Raw genomic sequence first — 18,313 nt, forward strand, 5'->3', positions numbered from 1 at the left:
CCGAACCACCAACGCCGAGCAATTTATTGCCAGCCGCATAGGCGACGCGTTTCTTGCTTACTTCTTGTCGCTTGGACAAGAAGTAAGTCGCCGGCTACGCCGGCGAAACAGCCCACGCCCGCCAAGCACCCCAACCGAACGCAGTGCCAAAGAACCATCAAAACTTATAAGAAGCCGCCAAAAAGAACACCAACGGATTCGGCTCCAGCTTGGTCTTCGACGTCGACAACACCGTCCCGTCGGCCGCCTTGATCGTCATCGTCGACGTCGACTTCAGCGGGATATAAGTCACCGCCGCCGTCAGCCCCCAATGCTCGTCGAAGTTGTAGGTGCCGCCGACATTGAACACCGGCGCCCATGACGACGACGCATCCGCACTCACCGACGTCGGCCCCGGAATCCCCGCCCCCGCCGCCAGGATTGCGCCAAGGTTGTTGTTGACCGAACTCGCAAACGCCGGATTAACCTCGATGTTGGTAAAGAAGTTGTACGACACCCCCAGCCCCAGGAACGGGCGGAAACGCGTGCCCGGATCCAGGAAATGGTACTGCACCATCGCCGCCGGGCTCCACTGCCGCGCCTTGGTGATGATGGGGTTCAGCGCCGGGTCACCCAGGCTCTGGCGGCCGAGCGCGCCGGCCGGGCCCGGCGGAATCAGTTCGCCGTGGCCGTAGAGCTTGAACTCCGGCGGGATGCCGCCCACCGCGGTGACCGCGATATGGTCGGTGACGAAGTGGCTGAAGGTCAGCCCCAGCGTATTGGCATTGGACGACGAGAGGCTGCTGCCCGGCGCGGTGAAGCTGGACGGCAGGCCCAGCGGGTAGTTGATCGGCACGTCCAGCAGCGACGTGGTCAGCGGACCGCTCTGGCCATGGGTCTGGATATAGAACCAGCCGGCAGATGCGACGTTGTCGCCCTTCTTCTGGGCATGGGCAGGCAGGGCGAAGCTGGCCAGCGCGGCCAGCATCAGCGTGAGCGTGAGGCGTATGGTTTTCATCTTGTTTCCCCCGGCAGTGGATGTCTCTGTTTGGTCGAGTCGTGGTGCAGTGGCCCGGGCTGCAAAGGCCCGGGCCTTGTAGCGTGCTTACTGCACGAATGCGCCGACGGTGAAGTACGGGCCGTTGTCGCGCTGCTCCAGGAAGCCGAACACGCCGCCAGTGAACATCAGCTTGCCGGTCGGCGCCGAGCCCGCGGGCGCGTCGCGGCGCGAGGTGCGCACCACGCCCGACACCTGCTGCGAGAAGTCCAGCCGGTAGGGAATCGCCAGCGACGCATCGGACGGCCGGAACGGATCCATCATGGTTGCGGCGGCTCCGACCAGCGCGGTCACGCGGTAGTTGAAGTTGCTGTCGACGCCGACGTATTCGCCGTTGACCGTGCCCTCGGTGACTGCCACCGCCGGTGCCATCATGCCGATGCCGATCTCGTCGTCGGCACCAAGCGGGCCGTTGGCGAGCGAGTCATTGGCATAGCCCACGCGGATCATGACCGGCACCAGCTGGCCGCGCAGCTTGCCCACGATCAGGTAGGCCTTGCCCAGCGTGCCGCCCAGCGTGGGCGGCTGGCTCTCGGCCTTGTAGTTGGTCGACAGCAACGCGCCGCTGGCCTGCGGCACGAAGTTGTTGCCCTTGCGCTCGCACGTGTTGGTGGCGTTGTCGCAGACGGTGAATGACCCGTCTGCGGCCAGCGCCATGCGGTAGTCCTGCGCCACCAGCTGGAACTGCTTGGACGGCACCTCATGGAAGCCCGTGCCGTTGTACTGGCCGGCAATCTTCGACAGGTCGGTCTCGGTCTGCGCAAAGCCGATGAACTGGAAGTACGGGAAGGTGGTATCCGGCACCGCGCCCGCACCCAGCACGCCGTTGAACTGGATGCGCGCGCCGGGGATGGTGCCGCCCACCACGCCTTCGCCGACAAAGAGCTTGGCCGGGCGGTTCGGATCGAGGCTGGCACCGCTCAGCTCGAACGCGCACTGGTTGAGCTTCTCCGTTGGCAACCCGGTCTCTGCCTTCAGCGTGCCGCGCATCACGTTCTGCCCGTTGTTCGGGTCGCTGCGCGTGGGCTGCACGGTGCCGGTCTGGCGCGGCACCGAGGAATCCACGAAGGTCACCTGCCAGGTCTTCCTGGTGGTGTCGATCTGCACCTTCACCAGCTCGCCGGAGCCGGTGCCGCCGGTGAAGGTGGTGGTGTAGTCGAGCGCGGCCGGGCACAGCCGCGTCTGCACGGCGGCCGGCGTGGCCGGCGCGTCATCGCCGCCGCCGCCGCCGCAGGCGGCGAGCATGGCGGTGGCGGCCACGGCCAGCGCACGCGCCGGCACCGTGGATGGGCGCGAGGCCCGCGGCAGGATCAGTCGATGGGGTTGCATGGCGTTGTCTCCTCGGTTTTGTGTCTTCTTGGTGGACTCAGGGTGCAGCCAGCACGCCGACGCGGAAGGTCGGGCTGGCGCTGCCGGTGCCGGACAAGTGGCTGAACACGCGGCCGCTGGCAATCAGCGCGCCGGTGGTGCCGCTGTTGTCGGTGGTGGCGATCATGCCTGGCGCGTTCTGCGTGAAGTCGAGCTGGAAGGCGCCGGTCTGGTTCATCGTCATCGGGTCCAGCAGTTCCACGCGCGCGCCCTTGACCAGCGACGCGGTATAGGCAAAGTCGCTGCCCGAGCCGATATAGCCGCCGTCCAGCTGGCCGCTGGCCAGCGACTTCGCCGGCGCCATCAGTGCGAGCCCCGATTCGTCGTCGACATTGACCGTCAGCGGCAGCAGTGAAATCTGCGCGTAGCCGGTGCGCACCAGCAGCGGCACCAGTGCGCCGTTGAGTTTGCCCACCACCATCAGGCCCTTGGCGCGGCTGGCGTTGTTGCTGGTGATGGCCGCACTCTGGAACGACGGGTAACGGCGGCTGCCATCGGCATTGCTGCTTTCGAAGGCGCCGTCGGCGCTGCGCAGCTTCCAGCTGTTGCCGGTGCTCAGGCAGCTGCCGGCCGCCACGGTGCAGCTGCCGTCGGCGTTCAGCGTCTCGGTGGTCTGCGCGGTCGCGGGCGTGAAGTGGCTTGACGAAGTCAGCGAGCCGCCGGATGGCACCTGGTGGTAGCCCAGCAGGTTGTAGCTGCCGGCCACTTTGGTGAAGTCGGTCTCGGTCTGTGCGAATGCCAGCACCGGGTAGAACGGGAACGTGGTGGCCGGAATCGCGCCCAGCCCGAGCACGCCCGGATAGGAGATGGTGGCACCCGGGATGCCGCCGCCGGCAACGCCGTTGCCCAGGAAGATCACCGGCGGCCTGGCGCTGTCGATATTGGCCTGCGAGGTGCCGTCAGACGCCGTTGCCGTCTGCAGCGCGACTGCGCATCGATTCTGCTCTGCGGTTGGCAGCGAGGTCATGTTGGCAAAGGTGCCGGTAAAGGTCACGCCTGCGCGCGTCGGGCTGACGCTGCCGGGTTGCTTGGGCACCGGCGACTCGATGATCTCCAGCTGGTAGGTGCGTGCAGCGGTGTCGAAGCGCAGCCTGACCAGTTCGCCCGCGCCGGAGCCGCCGGTGAAGGTGGTGCTGTAGTCCAGTGCCGCCGGGCACAACGACCCCGGCGGGCCGCCGATGGTGACCGGCCCCTGCGTGGGGCACGTGCCCGTGTCCGCGCATTGCGGCGGCGCCTGCGTGGCGGTGCGCGGCGCCTCTTCATCGCCGCCGCCGCCGCAGCCGGCCAGCGCCGCGGCAAGGCTCACCCCTGTCAAAACCAAAGTGCTGCGTCGAAGCATCGACATGGTCATTGCCTGTCTCCTGATCTTTTCTTAGCGACCCCTGGTTCTGGATCTGGTGTCCGGCTCTGCGGCCGGATCCCTCCCGGGTGCGGCGACTCTCGCCGCTCGCGTGTTTTTGCGTCAATAGAGCGGCCGTTCCAAACAGGCGCGCCCGGCCGTGCATGCCGCATGTGGCTGTGGATTGCGGGTGTTGCACGGAGTGCGCGGCAAAGCGGCGTGGCGACCGATTCAAACGCACGGTGCGCGCCGCTTTGCCGCATTTCAGAAGCGATAGTCAGGATTGGCCGGATCGAACGCCGAGGCCTCGAAGGTCTTGCGCACCAGCTTGTCGAACACGATCTTCTCGACCATGTTGCCGTCGGCATCCCAGGCGGTTTCCACGCGGATATACGGATGCTTCAGGTCCAGCATCAGCTGCACCTTCCTGGCGTAGTACTGCGGCGCGCCGGCCGGCAGGTCCCAGGTCAGCGCCACCATGCGCACGCCCTGCTCCTGCACGATCTCGGCCTTGCTGTATTTCTCGGACAGGCCGGCGGCACGCAGGGACCTGGCGTCGCGCTCCAGCATCGACAACACGAACTGGAAGCCCAGGTCGCGCACGGTGTGATTGGATTGCGAACGCGCCAGCGTGCCGTCCAGTCCGATCCACATCGAGGTGAAGCCCAGCACGCCGCCCAGGTGGCCGTACATCTCGTCCTTGCGGCGGGTCTCGTCATAGATGATTTCCTGGCCCGACTGCGCGCCGCCGGGCAGCCACTTCGCATAGAGCTGCCGCGGCGCGTGGCGGTAGCGGATCTGCATCTTCGCGGACTGGTCTTGCCACTGGCCGTTGAGCCGTTCCTGGCGCGACATCCAGTACTCGTACTCGGGATAGCGGTTCATCTCGGCACGGGCCCATTTCAGCAGCGCATCCGGCTGCAGCGCCTGGAACACGGCCAGCACCTGCTCATCGGACAGCCGCGCGAGTTCGCCGCTGGCGACCTGGCGCGAGAACAGTGCGGCTTGCTGCGCGGATGGCAGGCCGTCATAGCCCGTGCCCGCGGTGGCGGTGGTTGTGGCCGTCTGGGCCATGGCCACGGGGGGCATGGCCAGTGGCGCGGCCAGCAGCCCGATGGCGGCCCCGGCGACGGCGGCAAGGTAAAGCGGTTGGATCGACATGGCAGCTTCCTCCTCAAGATGTCCGCCAGGGGCGGAGCGCGGGCTACGCAGGGACGAACGGGGCCACCGCCGCGCCCGCGGGAATTCCGGCCGGGCGTACGGGGTCCGCGGGGCCTGTGCGTGGCCTCGCCGGGTGGATCGACGGTTCAGGTTTGCGTGAGGGCGGTGGCGCCGGCCCGGCGGTAACCGGGCGCGGCGCGCGCCGCTATGTCCTGGTGCGCATTCGCATCCAGTCATCCAGCGGGTTGCTGGGGAAGCTCACGGTTTGCTCGCGCGCGCGGACCGGCACGCTGGTCACGGCTGCGCGTTGGGTGCCCTCATTGCGCACGGTGCGTGCGCTGATGCGGGCCTTGCCGAGGGCGGCGGCGGCCTGGCTGGCCGCATCGCCCATGGTTGCCGCCATCGCGGAGCAACTGGCACCCGGCTCATCGGTGCATTGCGCCGCGGCCAGCCTGCTGGCGCGCTGCTCGGCCTGCTGCTGCTCGCCGAGCTCAAACACCGACTGCAGGGCTGAGGACTGATCCGCACTGGGTTGCGCCACGTTCAGCACGGCTTCCACCATGGCGGTGAGCTGGGCCAGCACGTGCGCATCGCTCATCTGCCGGCCCTGCGTGAACGCCGGCAGCAGGTTGGTGAGCTCTTCGCCGGCCAGCACGCCGGCCAGCGCCTTGAGCGCAAACTGCAGGCGCCAGCCCAACTCATGCCGCGGCAGTCCCGGAATGGCGCGCGAGAAGGCGTCGAAGAAGCGCCCATACACGGGGGCGTAGTGCTCCAGCAGGTATTGCTGGATAAAGGGCGAGGTGTCCGAATACACGCGCCCGAGCAGCCGCAGGAATGACGGCCCGCCCACCGACGGGTCGCGTGCCATCTGCAGCGCGGGCACGAACAGCGCGCCCATCACGTGCTCGCAGCGGATGCGTTGGCCGGGCCAGCTGGCTTCGCACGCATCGAGCAGCGCCAGGCGCCGCGCATTGAGCGGGTCCAGCCGCCGGCTCAGCACGGCGTGCATCATGATGTCTTTGCTGCGGAAGTGGTAGTTAACGGCCGCCAGGTTGACGATGGCGCGCGACGTTACCTGCCTGAGCGAGGTGGCTTCATAGCCGACCTCGGTAAACAACTTTTCCGTGGCGTCGAGAATCCGGGCCTTGGTGTCTCCTGCCGAGCTTTTGCCGGTCTTCATGGGGGCGTCTCTCTTCGTTGCTGCCATAAACCCCTTAGCAATTTGCTACGCTGTTCCGCTCCCTGCTCTGACGGCATACGGATGCTTGAAACAGCTGTACGGAGCCTATCCACCGCTTCGAGCGTTTCACAAGACCTGAATTGGAGCGGACATTCTAATTGCGCCGCTGGTGTGGGGAATTGCACAACAATGTCGCGCGCACCCTGCGTGGAGCAGGCATGCCGGATGCCTGCAACGCAGGACATTGCAGGTTTGCGCGGCCAATCCCTCATGACGTGAGGCGCCGTGCCAGCGCATCCGCATTCTGTGCCGTCAGCGCGAACACTGACAATTGGGGATTGGCCCCCACGCTGGTCGGGAACACCGAGCCGTCGAACACCGACAGGTTGGCCAGCTGGTGGTGGTTGCCATGGCTGTCCACCACGCCGCCGCGGGCATCGTCGCTCATGCCGCAGCCGCCCATCAGGTGCGCGGTGAATAGCGCGGTGCGGAACGGCTTGAGCGGCAGTTGCGCGATGGCGTCGCGCGCCTCGGGCCAGCTGCGGTACTCGGCGGCGTCCAGGTGGGCGGGCCGCACGCGCGCCGCACCGGCGGCGAACTGCGCCTGCGCCATGCTCAGCCATGCGCGCCGCACGCCGTCCCAGGCGTAGTCCGTCATCTCATAGTCCAGCAGCGGGCTGCCGTCGGCCGCCAGGCGCACGCGCCCGCCCGTGCTCTCTGGCACAAAGCCGTCGCGCAGCAGTGCCAGCATGGCGTTGGTGTGGGGCAGTTGCGCCATGTCGCGGCGCAGCGCCTCGCCCACGCCGTTGACCACACCCGCGCTGATGCCGGGGAACAGCGGCGGCACCTCCAGCTTGTAGCCCATCGGCCCGGTCGCCCCGTCCTTCCACTGGAAGTGGTCGGAAGCGATCGACTGCGGTGCGCCATAATAGGGATCGATGCGATCCGGCATTTTTGCGATGCTGATATGCACCGGATGGATAAACGTGCGCAATCCCAGCCGCTCATGCGGGTCCGGCACGCGCGAGCGCAGCAGCAGCGCCGGCGTGTTGATGGCGCCGCCGGCGGCGATGACGTGTTTGGCACGCACGATCACGCCGACGCCGGTCGGCGTATAGCCGTCCGCGCCCAGCGCCTCGCCGGTGACCGACTGCACGCGCTTGCCATCATGGTCCAGCGTGCGCACGCGCACGCGGTGCACCAGCGTTGCCCCGCTGGCCAGTGCCGCGGGAATGGTCGACACCAGCATCGACTGCTTGGCATTGACCGGGCAGCCCAGCCCGCAATAGCCCGAGTTCCAGCAGCCCTTCACATTGCGCGGGATCACGTGCCATTCCCAGCCCAGCGTCGCGCAGCCGCGCTTGAGCACGTCGTTGTTGGGATTGGGCGCCATCGCCCATGGCGCGATGCCCAGGCGCTCTTCCACCTGCTTGAACCATGGCGCCATGTCGGATTCGCTGTGGCCGGTGACGGCGTGGTGCCTGGCCCAGTGCGCCAGCGTCTGCGGCGGCGTGCGGAAGCTCGATGACCAGTTGACCGTGGTGCTGCCGCCGACGGAGCGGCCCTGCAGGATGGCGATGGCGCCGTCGGCCGTGGTGCGCGCCGCGGCCTCCTGGTACAGCTCGCGATAGGCGCGGTTCTCGTCCATGTCGCGGAAGCTGTCCGAGGTGCGCAGCGCGCCTTCTTCCAGCAGCACCACGCGCAGGCCCGCGCGGCTGAGCGCCTCGGCGCTGATGCCGCCGCCCGCGCCGCTGCCCACGATGACCACGTCGGCATCCAGCGTGCGCGTGGTGGTGAAGGTTGCAGCGTCCAGTACCTGCCAGCCGGCGGCGATGCCGGCGTCGTAGAGATTGTCGATGGCCATGTCGGGGATCAGGCGTGCAGCGCCTTGTAGACGGCCGCGTTGGGGCCGGGATAGCCGCTGCCGGCCCCCGCGGCCGGCAACACGTAGTAGCCCACGCTGGTGAGCTTGACCAGCACCACCGCGCCGGCATTGAGCGTGGCCAGGCGGCTGGCGCGCCAGCGCGCCAGGAAGGCCTGCACCTGCGCCGGCGTGGCCGCGCCCCAGTCCTGGCGGGTGCCGGTCAGCGCCCAGCGCAGCGGCATGCTGGCAAGCAGGCCGAACAGCTTGCGCAACTCGGCTTGCGCGCCCGCGCCCATCGCGGCGCAGGTCGCGTCGATATTGCGCAGCGCGTCCTGCTCCAGGGTCGTGCGCCGCGGCGGCGGGGCTTCGGCCAGCTCAGTGACGATGGCCGGCAGCAGCGCGCGGAACATCGCCACGTCTTGCGGGCGCAGCCAGGTCATGCCGACCTGCGGCGCGGGATCTGCCGACGAGCAGCCGGCCAGCGACGGCACCAGCGCGGTACAGGCCAGCGCGGCCGAGAAGCCGAGGCCGACTTTCAGGAAGCCGCGCCGCGTCAGCGCGTGCAGCGCCTGGGCATCGGCATCCGCACGGCGGTGTGGATGATTGGGGGGCATGTTGTCTCCTTGCGTCGGTCTCTTGGTTTCAGGCGGGGGCAGGCCCGCATTGACGCTTTCCGGAGTTTGGATAAAGATCGGTGCCCGGTCTTGATCCCGCATGACAGGTGACTTGATGCCACGCGCCAACCCGCCCGATGGCGGTGCCAGTGGTACGCAGGCGGGCACCGCATTTGGCACCGTATCGCTCGCCTACCTCCGCGCCGTGCTCGACCATGGTGAGCGCCAGGACATTGCCCCGGCCGACCAGCTGCGCGCCGTCGGCGTGCCGCCCGAGCTGATGCACGCCAGCGGTGCGCAGACCGCCACGCGCATTCCCGGCGCCGCCTACCTGGCGCTGCTCGACTGGCTGGAGCAGGTCACCGGCGATCCCGATGTCGGCCTGCGTGCCGGCGCCGCTTTCGCGCCGCGCCACTATGCCGAGATGGGCTACGTGGTGCTGACCACGCCCACCGTGCGCGACGCCATCCTGCAAGGCATCCGCTATGAGGTGCTGGCCAACGATATCGGCGGCACCCGCCTGATTGAAACGCCGCAGGCCGCCTGCATGACCTGGGAAGCGCGGCATGGCCCGCTGACGCGCCATGCGCATGAGCTGCACATGGCGACCTGGGTGGTGTTCGCGCGCTGGCTGATCGGTGCGCAGCACGTGGCAACGCAGGTGGAATTCCCGCATCCCGCGCCGGCCGATACTCGCCGGCATGCGGAGGTGTTCGGCTGCCCCGTGGTCTTCAACGCCGCGCGCCATGCCATGCATATCGAACGGGCCTTGCTGGACCTGCCGTCGCTGCAGGCCGACGCGGGCATGCAGGCGCAGATGACCCGCATCGCCGATACCCAGCTGCAGCAGATGGTGCCGGCCGGGGCCGACGCATTGGCACAGGCGCGTGCCTATATCAGCGGGCGGCTGCCGCAAGGCGAACTGCCCATTGCCGACGTGGCCGCGCACCTGCGCATGCCCGTGCGCACCCTGCAGCGGCGGCTGCAGGCGCAGGGCATCAGTTATTCACAGCTTGTGGATAACGTGCGGCGCGCGTTGGCAGAGCAGTATCTTGCCGATCCCGGGATCAGCCTGGCGCAGTGCGCGATGCGGCTGGGCTATTCCGAGCAGAGTGCCTTCACCCACGCCTTCAAGCGCTGGACCGGTGAAACGCCGCATGGCTGGCGGCGCAAGGGACAGGCGGCATAGCGCCCGAATGTGGCGGCCACGCCTTCGTGATCCGCGAAGCCTGAAAAAAATCTCCCGGTTTCAAACGCACAACTGAATCCCACGGCGCAAGCGCCTGCGGGGTGGCATTGCATTGTTTCATGTGCGCCAGACGCCGCTGGAAATCCCCAAAAATTAGAATCATCCTTCAACTCACGGCATTGACCACCTGCGCTGCGCTTCCTACGATGACATCCATCAATGTCACAATAAACACTGTCATAACGGTGAGGAGCGCCCATGAATGCACCCGCGGAGCTGCCGCAACAGGCATCCCCTGCCCTTGAGCACACCGACATTGCCATCATCGGCAGTGGCTTTGCCGGCCTCGGCATGGCGATCCGGCTGCGCGAGCGCGGCGAGCGTAACTTCCTGATCTTCGAGAAAGCCGGCTCCGTCGGCGGCACCTGGCGCGACAACCATTACCCGGGCTGCGCCTGCGATGTGCAGTCGCACCTGTATTCCTTTTCATTCGCGCCCAACCCGGACTGGTCGCGCATGTTCTCCACCCAGCCGGAGATCCGCGCCTATCTGGAGGGCTGCACTGACCGCTTCGGCCTGCGCCCGCACCTGCGGCTGCACCATGAACTGCGCCACGCCGCCTGGGACGAGGCCGCACAGGTGTGGCGGCTGGAGATGGCCGACGGCAAGGTGGTGCGGGCGCGCGTGCTGGTGTCCGGCATGGGCGGGCTGAGCCGGCCTTCATACCCCAATATCCCGGGGCTGGACACGTTTGAGGGCGAGTGCTTCCATTCGCAGCACTGGGACCACGCCTATGCGCTCGCCGGCAAGCGCGTGGCCGTGATCGGCACCGGCGCCAGCGCGATCCAGTTCGTGCCGCAGATCGCGCCCCAGGTGGCGCAGCTGGACCTGTACCAGCGCACCCCGCCGTGGATCATGCCCAAGCCGGACCGAAAGGTCAGCGCGACGGAGCGCTGGCTGTTCCGCCGCCTGCCGTTCACGCAGACACTGGTGCGCACCGGCATCTACTGGATGCTGGAATCGCGCGTGCTGGGCTTTGTGCTGCATCCCAAGATCATGAAAGTGGTCGAGCGCGTCGCGCGCCGCCATCTGGCCCGGCAGGTGCGCGACCCCGCCTTGCGCGCAACGCTGACGCCGGACTACACCATCGGCTGCAAGCGCGTGCTGATCTCCAACGACTACTACCCGGCGCTGACCCGCGACAACGTGGACGTGGTCACCACCGGCATCGCCCGCGTGGAGCGCGACGCGGTGGTGCTGCACGACGGCACGCGCCGGCCCACGGACTGCATCATCCTGGGCACCGGCTTCCATGTCACCGATCCGGTGCCGCGCGGCGTGATCTCGGGCCTTGACGGTGTGGACCTGGTCGATGCCTGGCGCGACGGCGCGCAGGCCTACCTGGGCACCACCGTAGCGGGCTTTCCCAACCTGTTCTTCGTGGTCGGCCCCAATACCGGCCTGGGTCACAGCTCGATGGTGTTCATGATCGAATCGCAAGTGGCCTACATCGCGGACGCCCTGCAGCAGATGCGCCGCGAAGGCGTGCAGGCAGTGAACGTGCGCGAGCCGGTGCAGCGCCGCTTCAACGAACGGCTGCAGGGGCGGCTGGGCCATGCGATCTGGTCCGCCGGCGGCTGCGCGAGCTGGTACATCGACCCGCGCAGCGGCCGCAACACCACGCTGTGGCCGGGCTTCACCTGGCAGTTCCGCCGCGCCACGGCCAGCTTTCGCATGACCGACTACGACCTGTACCCGGTGCGGCGCGCCTTGCCGGACGAGACCGCAATGCAGCCCGGGCCGGCCGATATCGCCACGGCCGCCGGTGCCTGACGGACACGCATTTACCCTGATTCACACCCAAAAGCACGACATCACCGGAAGGAGACCGGACATGAAGGACTTCCGCAACAAGGTTGCCGCCATCACCGGCGCCGGCTCGGGCATCGGCCGCGCGCTGGCGCTGGCGCTGGCACGGCAGGGCTGCCAGCTGGCGCTGTCAGACCGTAACGAGGCCGGGCTGGCGCAGACCGTGGCCCAGGCCATGGCCGCCGCACCGCAGGCCCGCATCACACAACACACCGTGGATGTGGCCGACCGCGCCGCGGTGTACGCGTGGGCCGCCGCGGCCGCCGAGGCCCACGGCCGCATCAACCTGATCTTCAACAACGCCGGCGTGGCGCTGTCCAGCACCGTCGAGGGCATGAGCTACGACGACCTGGAATGGATCATGGGCATCAACTTCTGGGGCGTGGTGTACGGCACCAAGGCCTTCCTGCCGTACCTGAAGGCCAGCGGCGACGGCCACGTGGTCAATACGTCGAGCATCTTCGGCATCTTCGCCCAGCCCGGCATGGGCGCCTACAACGCCAGCAAGTACGCGGTGCGCGGCTTTACCGAATCGCTGCGGCAGGAGTTGGACCTGATGGACTGCGGCGTGTCGGCAACCACCGTGCACCCGGGGGGCATCAAGACCAATATCGCCCAGGCCAGCCGCGTGTCATCCAGCGTCAACGGCTTCCTGGTGCGCGACGCGCAGCATGGCAAGGATGAGTTCGAGAAATTCTTCATCACCTCGCCCGACAAGGCCGCGCGCGTGATCCTGGAAGGCGTGCGCCGCAACCGCCGGCGCGTGCTGATCGGACCCGATGCCTATGCTGCCGATGCCATGGCGCGGCTGCTGCCGGCTGCCTACCAGTCGCTGGTGGTGCGCGAGACGCGCCGCAAGCGCGATTTGGGCCCGGTCGCGGCACCGGCCCCGGCCGGCCAGGGAGAGCGCCCGTGAACCGGCTCGCGATCGAACAGGATGCTTCGCTGCTGGCGCCACCGGGGGCGCTCACGCGCTGGTTCGGGCAGGGCCGCGTAGGGCTGTTCAGCCTGTCGCGCGCCACGCTGGCGCAGCGCCATGCGCTGCCGGCCTCGCGCTGGGTGCGCGTGCTGGACGCGATGGTGCACTACACCGACGAAGGCCCCGCCGACGGCGAGACCCTGGTGCTGATCCACGGCTTCGGCGCTTCGCTGCATACGTGGCAAGGGATCGTGCCGGCGCTGGCGCAGCGCTATCGCGTGCTGCGGCTGGATATCGCCCCGTTCGGGCTGACCGGGCCGCTGCACGATGCGCGCGGCCGCATCGAAACCATGGACGTGCACCGCTACCGCGACTTCATCGATGCCTTCCTGGCCGCGGTGAACGTGCGCCGCGCCAGCATCATCGGCAACTCGCTGGGCGGGCTGATCGCGTGGGACCTTGCCGTGCGCCGGCCCAATGCGGTCGACAAGCTGGTGCTGATCGACGCCGCCGGCTTCCCGATGCGGCTGCCGATCTATATCGACCTGTTCCGCCATGCGCCGGTGCGCTGGTCGGCACCGTGGATGCTGCCGGAGTTCATCATCCGCGCCGCCACGCGCGACGTCTATGGCGATGCCTCGCGCGTGCCGGAATCCACCTTCCGCCGCTACGTGGACTTCTTCTACGCCGAAGGCAGCCGCGAGGCCGTCGGCAAGATGGTGCCCAGGCTCGACTTTGCCCAGCTTGACACCCACCTGCTCGGCAGCGTGCGCGCGCCCACGCTGGTGCTGTGGGGCGAGCGCGACCGCTGGATCCCGCCCGCGCACGCGCAGGCCTTCACCGAGCGCATCCCCGGCGCGCAGCTGCGCCGCTACGCGGGGCTTGGCCACGTGCCGATGGAAGAAGACCCGCAACGCGTGGCCGCAGATTTGCTGCCGTTCCTGGCCGCCCAATGAATCCCGCCGGCGCAACACGCGCCGGCCATCACCCAAGGAGACCGCCATGATGCCAGTCCGCCGCGACGTGCATCCCCACCTGCCGCCAGAACGCATCAGCGACTGGCACGAACGGGGCCGTCACGTCACCCATTTCATCAACGCGCTGTCGATCTTCTTCCCCGCCGGGGAGCGCTTCTTCATGGACAGCGTGCGCAACTACCGCGACCAGGTGAAGGACCCCGAACTGAGCCGCGCCATCGCCGGCTTTATCGGCCAGGAAGCGATGCACACGCGCGAGCACATCCTCTACAACCGGCTGATGGAAGACGCCGGCCTGCCCGCCGCGGCGCTGGACCGCACGGTGTGGAAGCTGCTGGACGTGCTGCGCAAGATCCTGCCCAAGTCCTGGCAACTGGCCCACACCATCGCGCTGGAGCACTACACCGCGATGCTGGCCGGCGGTCTGCTGCAGGATCAGCGCCATATGGGCGCGGCCTCGGAGACCGGCTACCGGCAGGTGTGGACCTGGCACGCGCTGGAAGAAACTGAGCACAAGGCCGTGGCCTACGATGTCTGGAACACGGTGATGAAACCCGGCCCCTACCGCTACTTCCTGCGCACCTTCACCATGCTGACCACCACCGTGACGTTCTGGGCCATGGTGTTCGTGTTCCACATTGCGCTGGTGATGGGCGACAAGGGCTGCCGCAACAAGCTGACCGGGTTTGGCAGCGTGCTGCGCTTTTTGTGGGCCTCGCCCGGCGTGCTGCCCAAGATGATCCCGGAATGGCTCAGCTACTTCCGCCCCGGCTTCCATCCGTGGGACGACGACAACCGCGCCGAGCTGGCGCGCATCGCCCCGCTGGTCGAAGAGATCGAAGACACCGCGCGCGCCGCCGGCGTCTCTACCCGTGCGCCCTCGCTGCGGGGGGCCGCATGACCATCTGGCAGTGCCGTATCTGTGGATTCGTTTACGAAGAAGCGCTCGGCTTACCTGAGCACGGGATCGCGCCCGGCACACCGTGGGGCGCGGTCCCGCTGGCGTGGAGCTGCCCGGACTGCGGCATGGCGAAAGCGGATTTCGACATGGTTGCGCTATAGGCGGAGTCTTGAGGTCGGCAAGGGCTGAGGCGACTGGGGCCAACCGAAGGCGGAACTCCCCTCTCCCGCTTGCGGGAGCGGGGAGCAAACCGCTGGCGTGGGGCAGTCTGTCAGCACCCTGCCCCATCAAACAAAAAGCCCGGCATCACTGCCGGGCTTTTTGCCTGCCGCAACTTGCAACAGCTTCAGCTCTTGGCCACCACTGCCGCCTTGCCCTTGCCGAGCATGCGGTTGATCTGCCATTGCTGGGCGATCGACAGGATGTTGTTCACCACCCAGTACAGCACCAGGCCGGCCGGGAAGAAGAAGAACATCACCGAGAACACCAGCGGCATGATCATCATGACCTTGGCCTGCACCGGGTCCGGCGGGGTCGGGTTCAGCTTGGTCTGCGCGAACATCGACACGGCCATCACGATCGGCAGGATGTAGAACGGATCCGGCACCGACAGGTCATGGATCCAGCCCAGCCACGGCGCGCCGCGCATTTCCACCGACGACAGCAGGACCCAGTACAGCGCAATGAACACCGGGATCTGGATCACGATGGGCAGGCAGCCGCCGAGCGGGTTGACCTTTTCGGTCTTGTACAGCGCCATCATCTCCTGGTTCATCTTCTGCGGGTCGTTCTTGTGACGCTCACGCATCGCGGTCATGCGCGGCTGCAGGTCCTTCATCTTGCCCATGGACTTGTAGCTGGCCGCCGACAGCGGGAAGAACACCAGCTTGATCAGCACCGTCAGCGCGATGATCGACCAGCCCCAGTTGCCGAGGAAGCCGTGCAGCTTCTCAAGCAGCCAGAACAGCGGCTTGGCCAGGATGGTCAGCCAGCCATAGTCCTTCACCAGTTCCAGGCCCGGGGCGATCTTCTCGAGCATGTGCTCTTCCTGCGGGCCGGCGAACAGGCGCGCATCGGTGGTCACCGTGGCGCCAGGCGCCACTTCACCCAGCGGCTGCTGGATGCCCACGCGGTACAGGTTCGGGTCGATCTGCTGGACGTAGAAGCTGTGCTCCTTGCCGGTCTGCGGGATCCAGGCCGAGGCAAAGTAGTGCTGCACCATCGCCACCCAGCCGTTGTTGGCGGCGGCCGGCACGCTGGCCTTGCCCTTGGCCACGTCTTCAAAGGTGATCTTGTGGTACTTGTCGGCGTCGGTGTAGACGGCCGGGCCGGTGAAGGTGCTGTAGAACTGCGACTGCTCAACCTTGCTGCCGTCGCGCGCCAGTTCCAGGTACAGCGTCGGCGAGACCGGCGCGGCGCCCGCGTTGGTGACCGCGAACTTTGCGTCGACCACGTAGGTGCCCTTGTGGAACACATAGGTCTTGGTGAACTTCACGCCGCTCTTCTCGGCGGTCAGCACCAATTCCAGTTGCTCGGCGCCGTCCAGCGTGCGTGCGCCCGGGGCGGCGGTGAACACCGTGGTGTGGTTGGGCAGGTCGCCGCCGATCAGGCCCGAGCGTGCCATGTAGGTGCGCACGTTGTCGCGCTCGAACAGCACCACCGGCTTGCCGTCCTTCTCATGCTCCTTGAGCAGCTCCAGGCGCGACACGATGCCGCCGGCGGTGTCGATCTCGGCGCGCACCGTGTCGGTGGTCACCACGATCTTCTCGCCGGCGGGCAGGGCCGCGGCCTGCGGCGCGGCCGGCGCAGCGGTACCCGCTGCGCCGGCTGGCACGTTGGCCTTGGGCACGTCGCCCTGGGCGGCAGCGCCGCTGGCGGCGGGCGCCGAGGCGGCCTGTTGCGTCGTGCTCGGGAAGAACATCGACGCATGGCCGTTGGCGCGTTGCCAGTTGTCGTAGAGCAGCACGAGGGCCATCGAGAAGATGACCCAGAGGATGGTGCGTTTGATATCCATGTCTGGCTGTGGTCGGAGAAATCAGGGTCTGGGCAGACGGATCGCCACAGGCGCATGGCCTGCGGCGGCATGGACGGAACGGCCCGCCGGGGGGTGTGATCCGTGCGGTCCAGTGTCCGGCCTGGCAGTGTCGTCAGCTTCCGTGCCCGGCACGGGATCATACCCGCCTTGGGCGAAAGGATGGCAGCGGCACAGCCGGCAGGCGGCCATCCAGCTGCCGCGCGCGGCGCCGTGATGGATGACGGCGTCGCGGGCGTAGTCGGAACAGGTCGGCAGGAAGCGGCACTGCGAGCCCAGGTAAGGACTCAGGGCGATCTTGTAGATACGCAGCAGGGCTAGCAGGATTCGCTTCATGGCAGGCGGTTCAGGCCGGAAGGCCTGGTGGCTGGCTTTGCGAGGGGCTCGCCGGTGGCGCCGCGGGTGGCGGTGCCGAGGGCGAGGCAGGCGGTGCAGGTGGCGGCAGTGGCTTGGCCGCTACGTCGAGCAGGCTGGCGATTTCCGCCGCGCATGCCCTTCGGACCGCCGCGCGCGTAGCAAATTCCGCGCGCGGAAACTTGGCGTGCAGGCGCAGCAGCACGTCGCGCCCCGCCAGGTGCTCACGGCGCTGGCGGAACAGCTCGCGCGCCATGCGCTTCACCAGGTTGCGCTCAGCCGCGCGCGGCGCGAACTTCTTGCCGACCACCACGCCAAGCCGGCCTTCCGGACGGTCATTGGCGCGCACGTAGAGCACGAAATGCGGGCTGCGCCGCCGGGGCCGCAAAGCAAAAACGGATGAAAACTCATCCGTCTTTGTTAGCCTCGCGGCTTTGGGGAAGGCATGGGCTGACACGCTGGGTGACAACTGGCAAGCGCTGGCAAATAAGACTGCTGGCGCAAAGCGGCGCCCTGCGGCAAGCTGCCGGCCAACCTGAAGCCGGGGCGGTAGGCATTGACGGCTGCGCGGCACGGCTGCGGTACGCTGCAGCCGGCGCCGGGCGCGCCGTCAGGCCGGTCGCCCGGGCCTCAGATGGCCAGGCGCTTGCGGCCCTTGGCGCGACGTGCGTTGATGACGGCACGGCCGCCGCGGGTCTTCATGCGCACGCGGAAACCGTGGGTACGCTTGCGGCGGGTAACGGAAGGTTGGTAGGTACGTTTCATGTTGCACTCTCTGGTTGATCTTGGCGTGCCCGGCTCCGGCCGGTGCCGGGGTGCCGTGGCCGCCGCGTATGGTTCGCATGGGGCTGCCGCTTGCGAGGAACTGCAGCGGCTATCCGACGATTCTGGTTCTGTCTTGCTGCCGGCCGTGCTTACGCGTGTGCAGGTAGCTAACCTGCCAGCGCGGACGGCACGAACAGGCCAGACCGGCGATGCGCATACGTGATCCCCTGCCGCATCGCAGAACCCGCCATTTAAACGATTTTCTCCGGCGCTGTCAAGGCGCCAGTTCGTGTGCAAGGACACATTTGCGACACCGCCCTCTAGCCCTTGGTGCCCCATTGTCCACAATGGCCGGTGGGTAAGTGCATGTGTTCCGAGGGCCACCTTCACCACAGTCATCCACAGGCGAAGTCCCTGTTTTACCTGAAATTTTGTCCGTTTTCACACCCCGCAAAGCCGCATCACAGCAGGGGTTGTGCACACAAATCCACTGCATTTGCACAAGTTGTCCACAGACTTATCCTTTGTGGATAACTCGGGGGCGGGTATACAATCCGGGTCCAAACACTACACGGGCTGCGTGGCGCAGGCGCAACCCGGGCCCCACCGCGGCAACGCATGACTGAACGCACGCCAGTGCGGCGAGCCTGAAGGCTCGCTGGCTGCTGCATTGGCATGCCGCGGAGGCCTCGCCGTTGGGAATTAATTCCCAATACGGCTCGGACGGCCCGGATCGCGCGGCGTA

Annotated in this window: 17 protein-coding genes; 6 read left to right on the top strand and 11 right to left on the bottom strand. The window is 67.5% G+C overall.

Annotated features, from left to right (window positions below):
• Positions 1-157 precede the first annotated feature (157 nt).
• The 7 genes from A3A5_RS0129470 to A3A5_RS0129500 all read right to left on the bottom strand — a co-directional run bounded on the left by A3A5_RS0129470 (position 158) and on the right by A3A5_RS0129500 (position 8,562).
• Positions 158-997, bottom strand: a complete 840-nt coding sequence (locus tag A3A5_RS0129470) for an OmpW family protein (RefSeq protein WP_018314037.1) — start codon at positions 995-997, stop codon at positions 158-160.
• A gap of 87 nt (positions 998-1,084) precedes the next feature.
• A complete protein-coding gene (locus tag A3A5_RS0129475) occupies positions 1,085-2,365 on the bottom strand; it encodes a DUF2957 domain-containing protein (protein WP_018314038.1) in 1,281 nt (426 codons plus the stop codon).
• 37 nt (positions 2,366-2,402) lie between these two features.
• Complete coding sequence (locus A3A5_RS0129480; RefSeq protein ID WP_018314039.1) at positions 2,403-3,755, bottom strand: DUF2957 domain-containing protein; 1,353 nt, start codon at positions 3,753-3,755, stop codon at positions 2,403-2,405.
• A gap of 252 nt (positions 3,756-4,007) precedes the next feature.
• On the bottom strand, positions 4,008-4,904 hold the full coding sequence (locus tag A3A5_RS0129485; protein WP_018314040.1) for a DUF1571 domain-containing protein: 897 nt from the start codon (positions 4,902-4,904) through the stop codon (positions 4,008-4,010).
• A gap of 205 nt (positions 4,905-5,109) precedes the next feature.
• Complete coding sequence (locus A3A5_RS0129490; protein ID WP_018314041.1) at positions 5,110-6,084, bottom strand: TetR/AcrR family transcriptional regulator; 975 nt, start codon at positions 6,082-6,084, stop codon at positions 5,110-5,112.
• Positions 6,085-6,352: 268 nt separating this feature from the next.
• Positions 6,353-7,948 carry a GMC family oxidoreductase gene (locus A3A5_RS0129495; RefSeq protein ID WP_018314042.1) on the bottom strand — a complete coding sequence of 532 codons (1,596 nt, stop codon included), beginning with the start codon at positions 7,946-7,948 and terminating at the stop codon, positions 6,353-6,355.
• Between the two features lie 8 nt (positions 7,949-7,956).
• Complete coding sequence (locus A3A5_RS0129500; RefSeq protein ID WP_018314043.1) at positions 7,957-8,562, bottom strand: hypothetical protein; 606 nt, start codon at positions 8,560-8,562, stop codon at positions 7,957-7,959.
• A 115-nt stretch (positions 8,563-8,677) separates the two neighbouring features.
• Here A3A5_RS0129500 and A3A5_RS0129505 point away from each other — a divergent pair, with 115 nt between their 5' ends.
• From A3A5_RS0129505 to A3A5_RS0129530, 6 genes are all read left to right on the top strand, one after another.
• On the top strand, positions 8,678-9,751 hold the full coding sequence (locus tag A3A5_RS0129505; RefSeq protein WP_026201253.1) for an AraC family transcriptional regulator: 1,074 nt from the start codon (positions 8,678-8,680) through the stop codon (positions 9,749-9,751).
• A 258-nt stretch (positions 9,752-10,009) separates the two neighbouring features.
• The gene (locus A3A5_RS0129510; protein ID WP_018314045.1) at positions 10,010-11,584 is read left to right on the top strand and encodes an NAD(P)/FAD-dependent oxidoreductase; all 1,575 of its coding nucleotides are present in this window, start codon (positions 10,010-10,012) and stop codon (positions 11,582-11,584) included.
• 61 nt (positions 11,585-11,645) lie between these two features.
• Positions 11,646-12,536 (top strand): SDR family oxidoreductase, encoded by an 891-nt coding sequence (locus A3A5_RS0129515; protein WP_018314046.1) that lies wholly within the window; start codon positions 11,646-11,648, stop codon positions 12,534-12,536.
• Positions 12,533-13,495, top strand: coding sequence for an alpha/beta fold hydrolase (locus tag A3A5_RS0129520; RefSeq protein ID WP_018314047.1), 963 nt, complete (start codon positions 12,533-12,535; stop codon positions 13,493-13,495). The genes A3A5_RS0129515 and A3A5_RS0129520 overlap by 4 nt, the downstream gene beginning before the upstream one ends.
• A gap of 46 nt (positions 13,496-13,541) precedes the next feature.
• Positions 13,542-14,417, top strand: coding sequence for a metal-dependent hydrolase (locus tag A3A5_RS0129525; protein WP_018314048.1), 876 nt, complete (start codon positions 13,542-13,544; stop codon positions 14,415-14,417).
• Positions 14,414-14,578, top strand: coding sequence for a rubredoxin (locus A3A5_RS0129530; protein ID WP_018314049.1), 165 nt, complete (start codon positions 14,414-14,416; stop codon positions 14,576-14,578). The genes A3A5_RS0129525 and A3A5_RS0129530 overlap by 4 nt, the downstream gene beginning before the upstream one ends.
• Positions 14,579-14,763: 185 nt before the next feature.
• Here A3A5_RS0129530 and yidC read toward each other — a convergent pair whose 3' ends face one another.
• From yidC to rpmH, 4 genes are all read right to left on the bottom strand, one after another.
• Complete coding sequence (yidC, locus tag A3A5_RS0129535) at positions 14,764-16,431, bottom strand: membrane protein insertase YidC (protein WP_018314050.1); 1,668 nt, start codon at positions 16,429-16,431, stop codon at positions 14,764-14,766.
• A 21-nt stretch (positions 16,432-16,452) separates the two neighbouring features.
• Entirely contained in the window at positions 16,453-16,785 is a 333-nt protein-coding gene (yidD, locus tag A3A5_RS0129540) for a membrane protein insertion efficiency factor YidD (RefSeq protein ID WP_018314051.1), read from the bottom strand.
• Positions 16,786-16,795: 10 nt separating this feature from the next.
• Complete coding sequence (gene rnpA / locus A3A5_RS0129545) at positions 16,796-17,260, bottom strand: ribonuclease P protein component (RefSeq protein ID WP_085958734.1); 465 nt, start codon at positions 17,258-17,260, stop codon at positions 16,796-16,798.
• Positions 17,261-17,433: 173 nt separating this feature from the next.
• Positions 17,434-17,568, bottom strand: coding sequence for a 50S ribosomal protein L34 (gene rpmH, locus A3A5_RS0129550; protein WP_008650850.1), 135 nt, complete (start codon positions 17,566-17,568; stop codon positions 17,434-17,436).
• Between the last annotated feature and the right edge of the window lie 745 nt (positions 17,569-18,313).

The organism is Cupriavidus sp. UYPR2.512 (genome assembly GCF_000379565.1).
In the GTDB taxonomy this organism is placed as follows: Bacteria; Pseudomonadota; Gammaproteobacteria; order Burkholderiales; family Burkholderiaceae; genus Cupriavidus.

Coding starts and splice junctions, on each gene's coding strand:
- A3A5_RS0129470 (WP_018314037.1), bottom strand. CDS start 997: ATGAAAACCATACGCCTCACGCTCACGCTGATGCTGGCCGCGCTGGCC.
- A3A5_RS0129475 (WP_018314038.1), bottom strand. CDS start 2,365: ATGCAACCCCATCGACTGATCCTGCCGCGGGCCTCGCGCCCATCCACG.
- A3A5_RS0129480 (WP_018314039.1), bottom strand. CDS start 3,755: ATGACCATGTCGATGCTTCGACGCAGCACTTTGGTTTTGACAGGGGTG.
- A3A5_RS0129485 (WP_018314040.1), bottom strand. CDS start 4,904: ATGTCGATCCAACCGCTTTACCTTGCCGCCGTCGCCGGGGCCGCCATC.
- A3A5_RS0129490 (WP_018314041.1), bottom strand. CDS start 6,084: ATGAAGACCGGCAAAAGCTCGGCAGGAGACACCAAGGCCCGGATTCTC.
- A3A5_RS0129495 (WP_018314042.1), bottom strand. CDS start 7,948: ATGGCCATCGACAATCTCTACGACGCCGGCATCGCCGCCGGCTGGCAG.
- A3A5_RS0129500 (WP_018314043.1), bottom strand. CDS start 8,562: ATGCCCCCCAATCATCCACACCGCCGTGCGGATGCCGATGCCCAGGCG.
- A3A5_RS0129505 (WP_026201253.1), top strand. CDS start 8,678: ATGCCACGCGCCAACCCGCCCGATGGCGGTGCCAGTGGTACGCAGGCG.
- A3A5_RS0129510 (WP_018314045.1), top strand. CDS start 10,010: ATGAATGCACCCGCGGAGCTGCCGCAACAGGCATCCCCTGCCCTTGAG.
- A3A5_RS0129515 (WP_018314046.1), top strand. CDS start 11,646: ATGAAGGACTTCCGCAACAAGGTTGCCGCCATCACCGGCGCCGGCTCG.
- A3A5_RS0129525 (WP_018314048.1), top strand. CDS start 13,542: ATGATGCCAGTCCGCCGCGACGTGCATCCCCACCTGCCGCCAGAACGC.
- A3A5_RS0129530 (WP_018314049.1), top strand. CDS start 14,414: ATGACCATCTGGCAGTGCCGTATCTGTGGATTCGTTTACGAAGAAGCG.
- yidC (WP_018314050.1), bottom strand. CDS start 16,431: ATGGATATCAAACGCACCATCCTCTGGGTCATCTTCTCGATGGCCCTC.
- yidD (WP_018314051.1), bottom strand. CDS start 16,785: ATGAAGCGAATCCTGCTAGCCCTGCTGCGTATCTACAAGATCGCCCTG.
- rpmH (WP_008650850.1), bottom strand. CDS start 17,568: ATGAAACGTACCTACCAACCTTCCGTTACCCGCCGCAAGCGTACCCAC.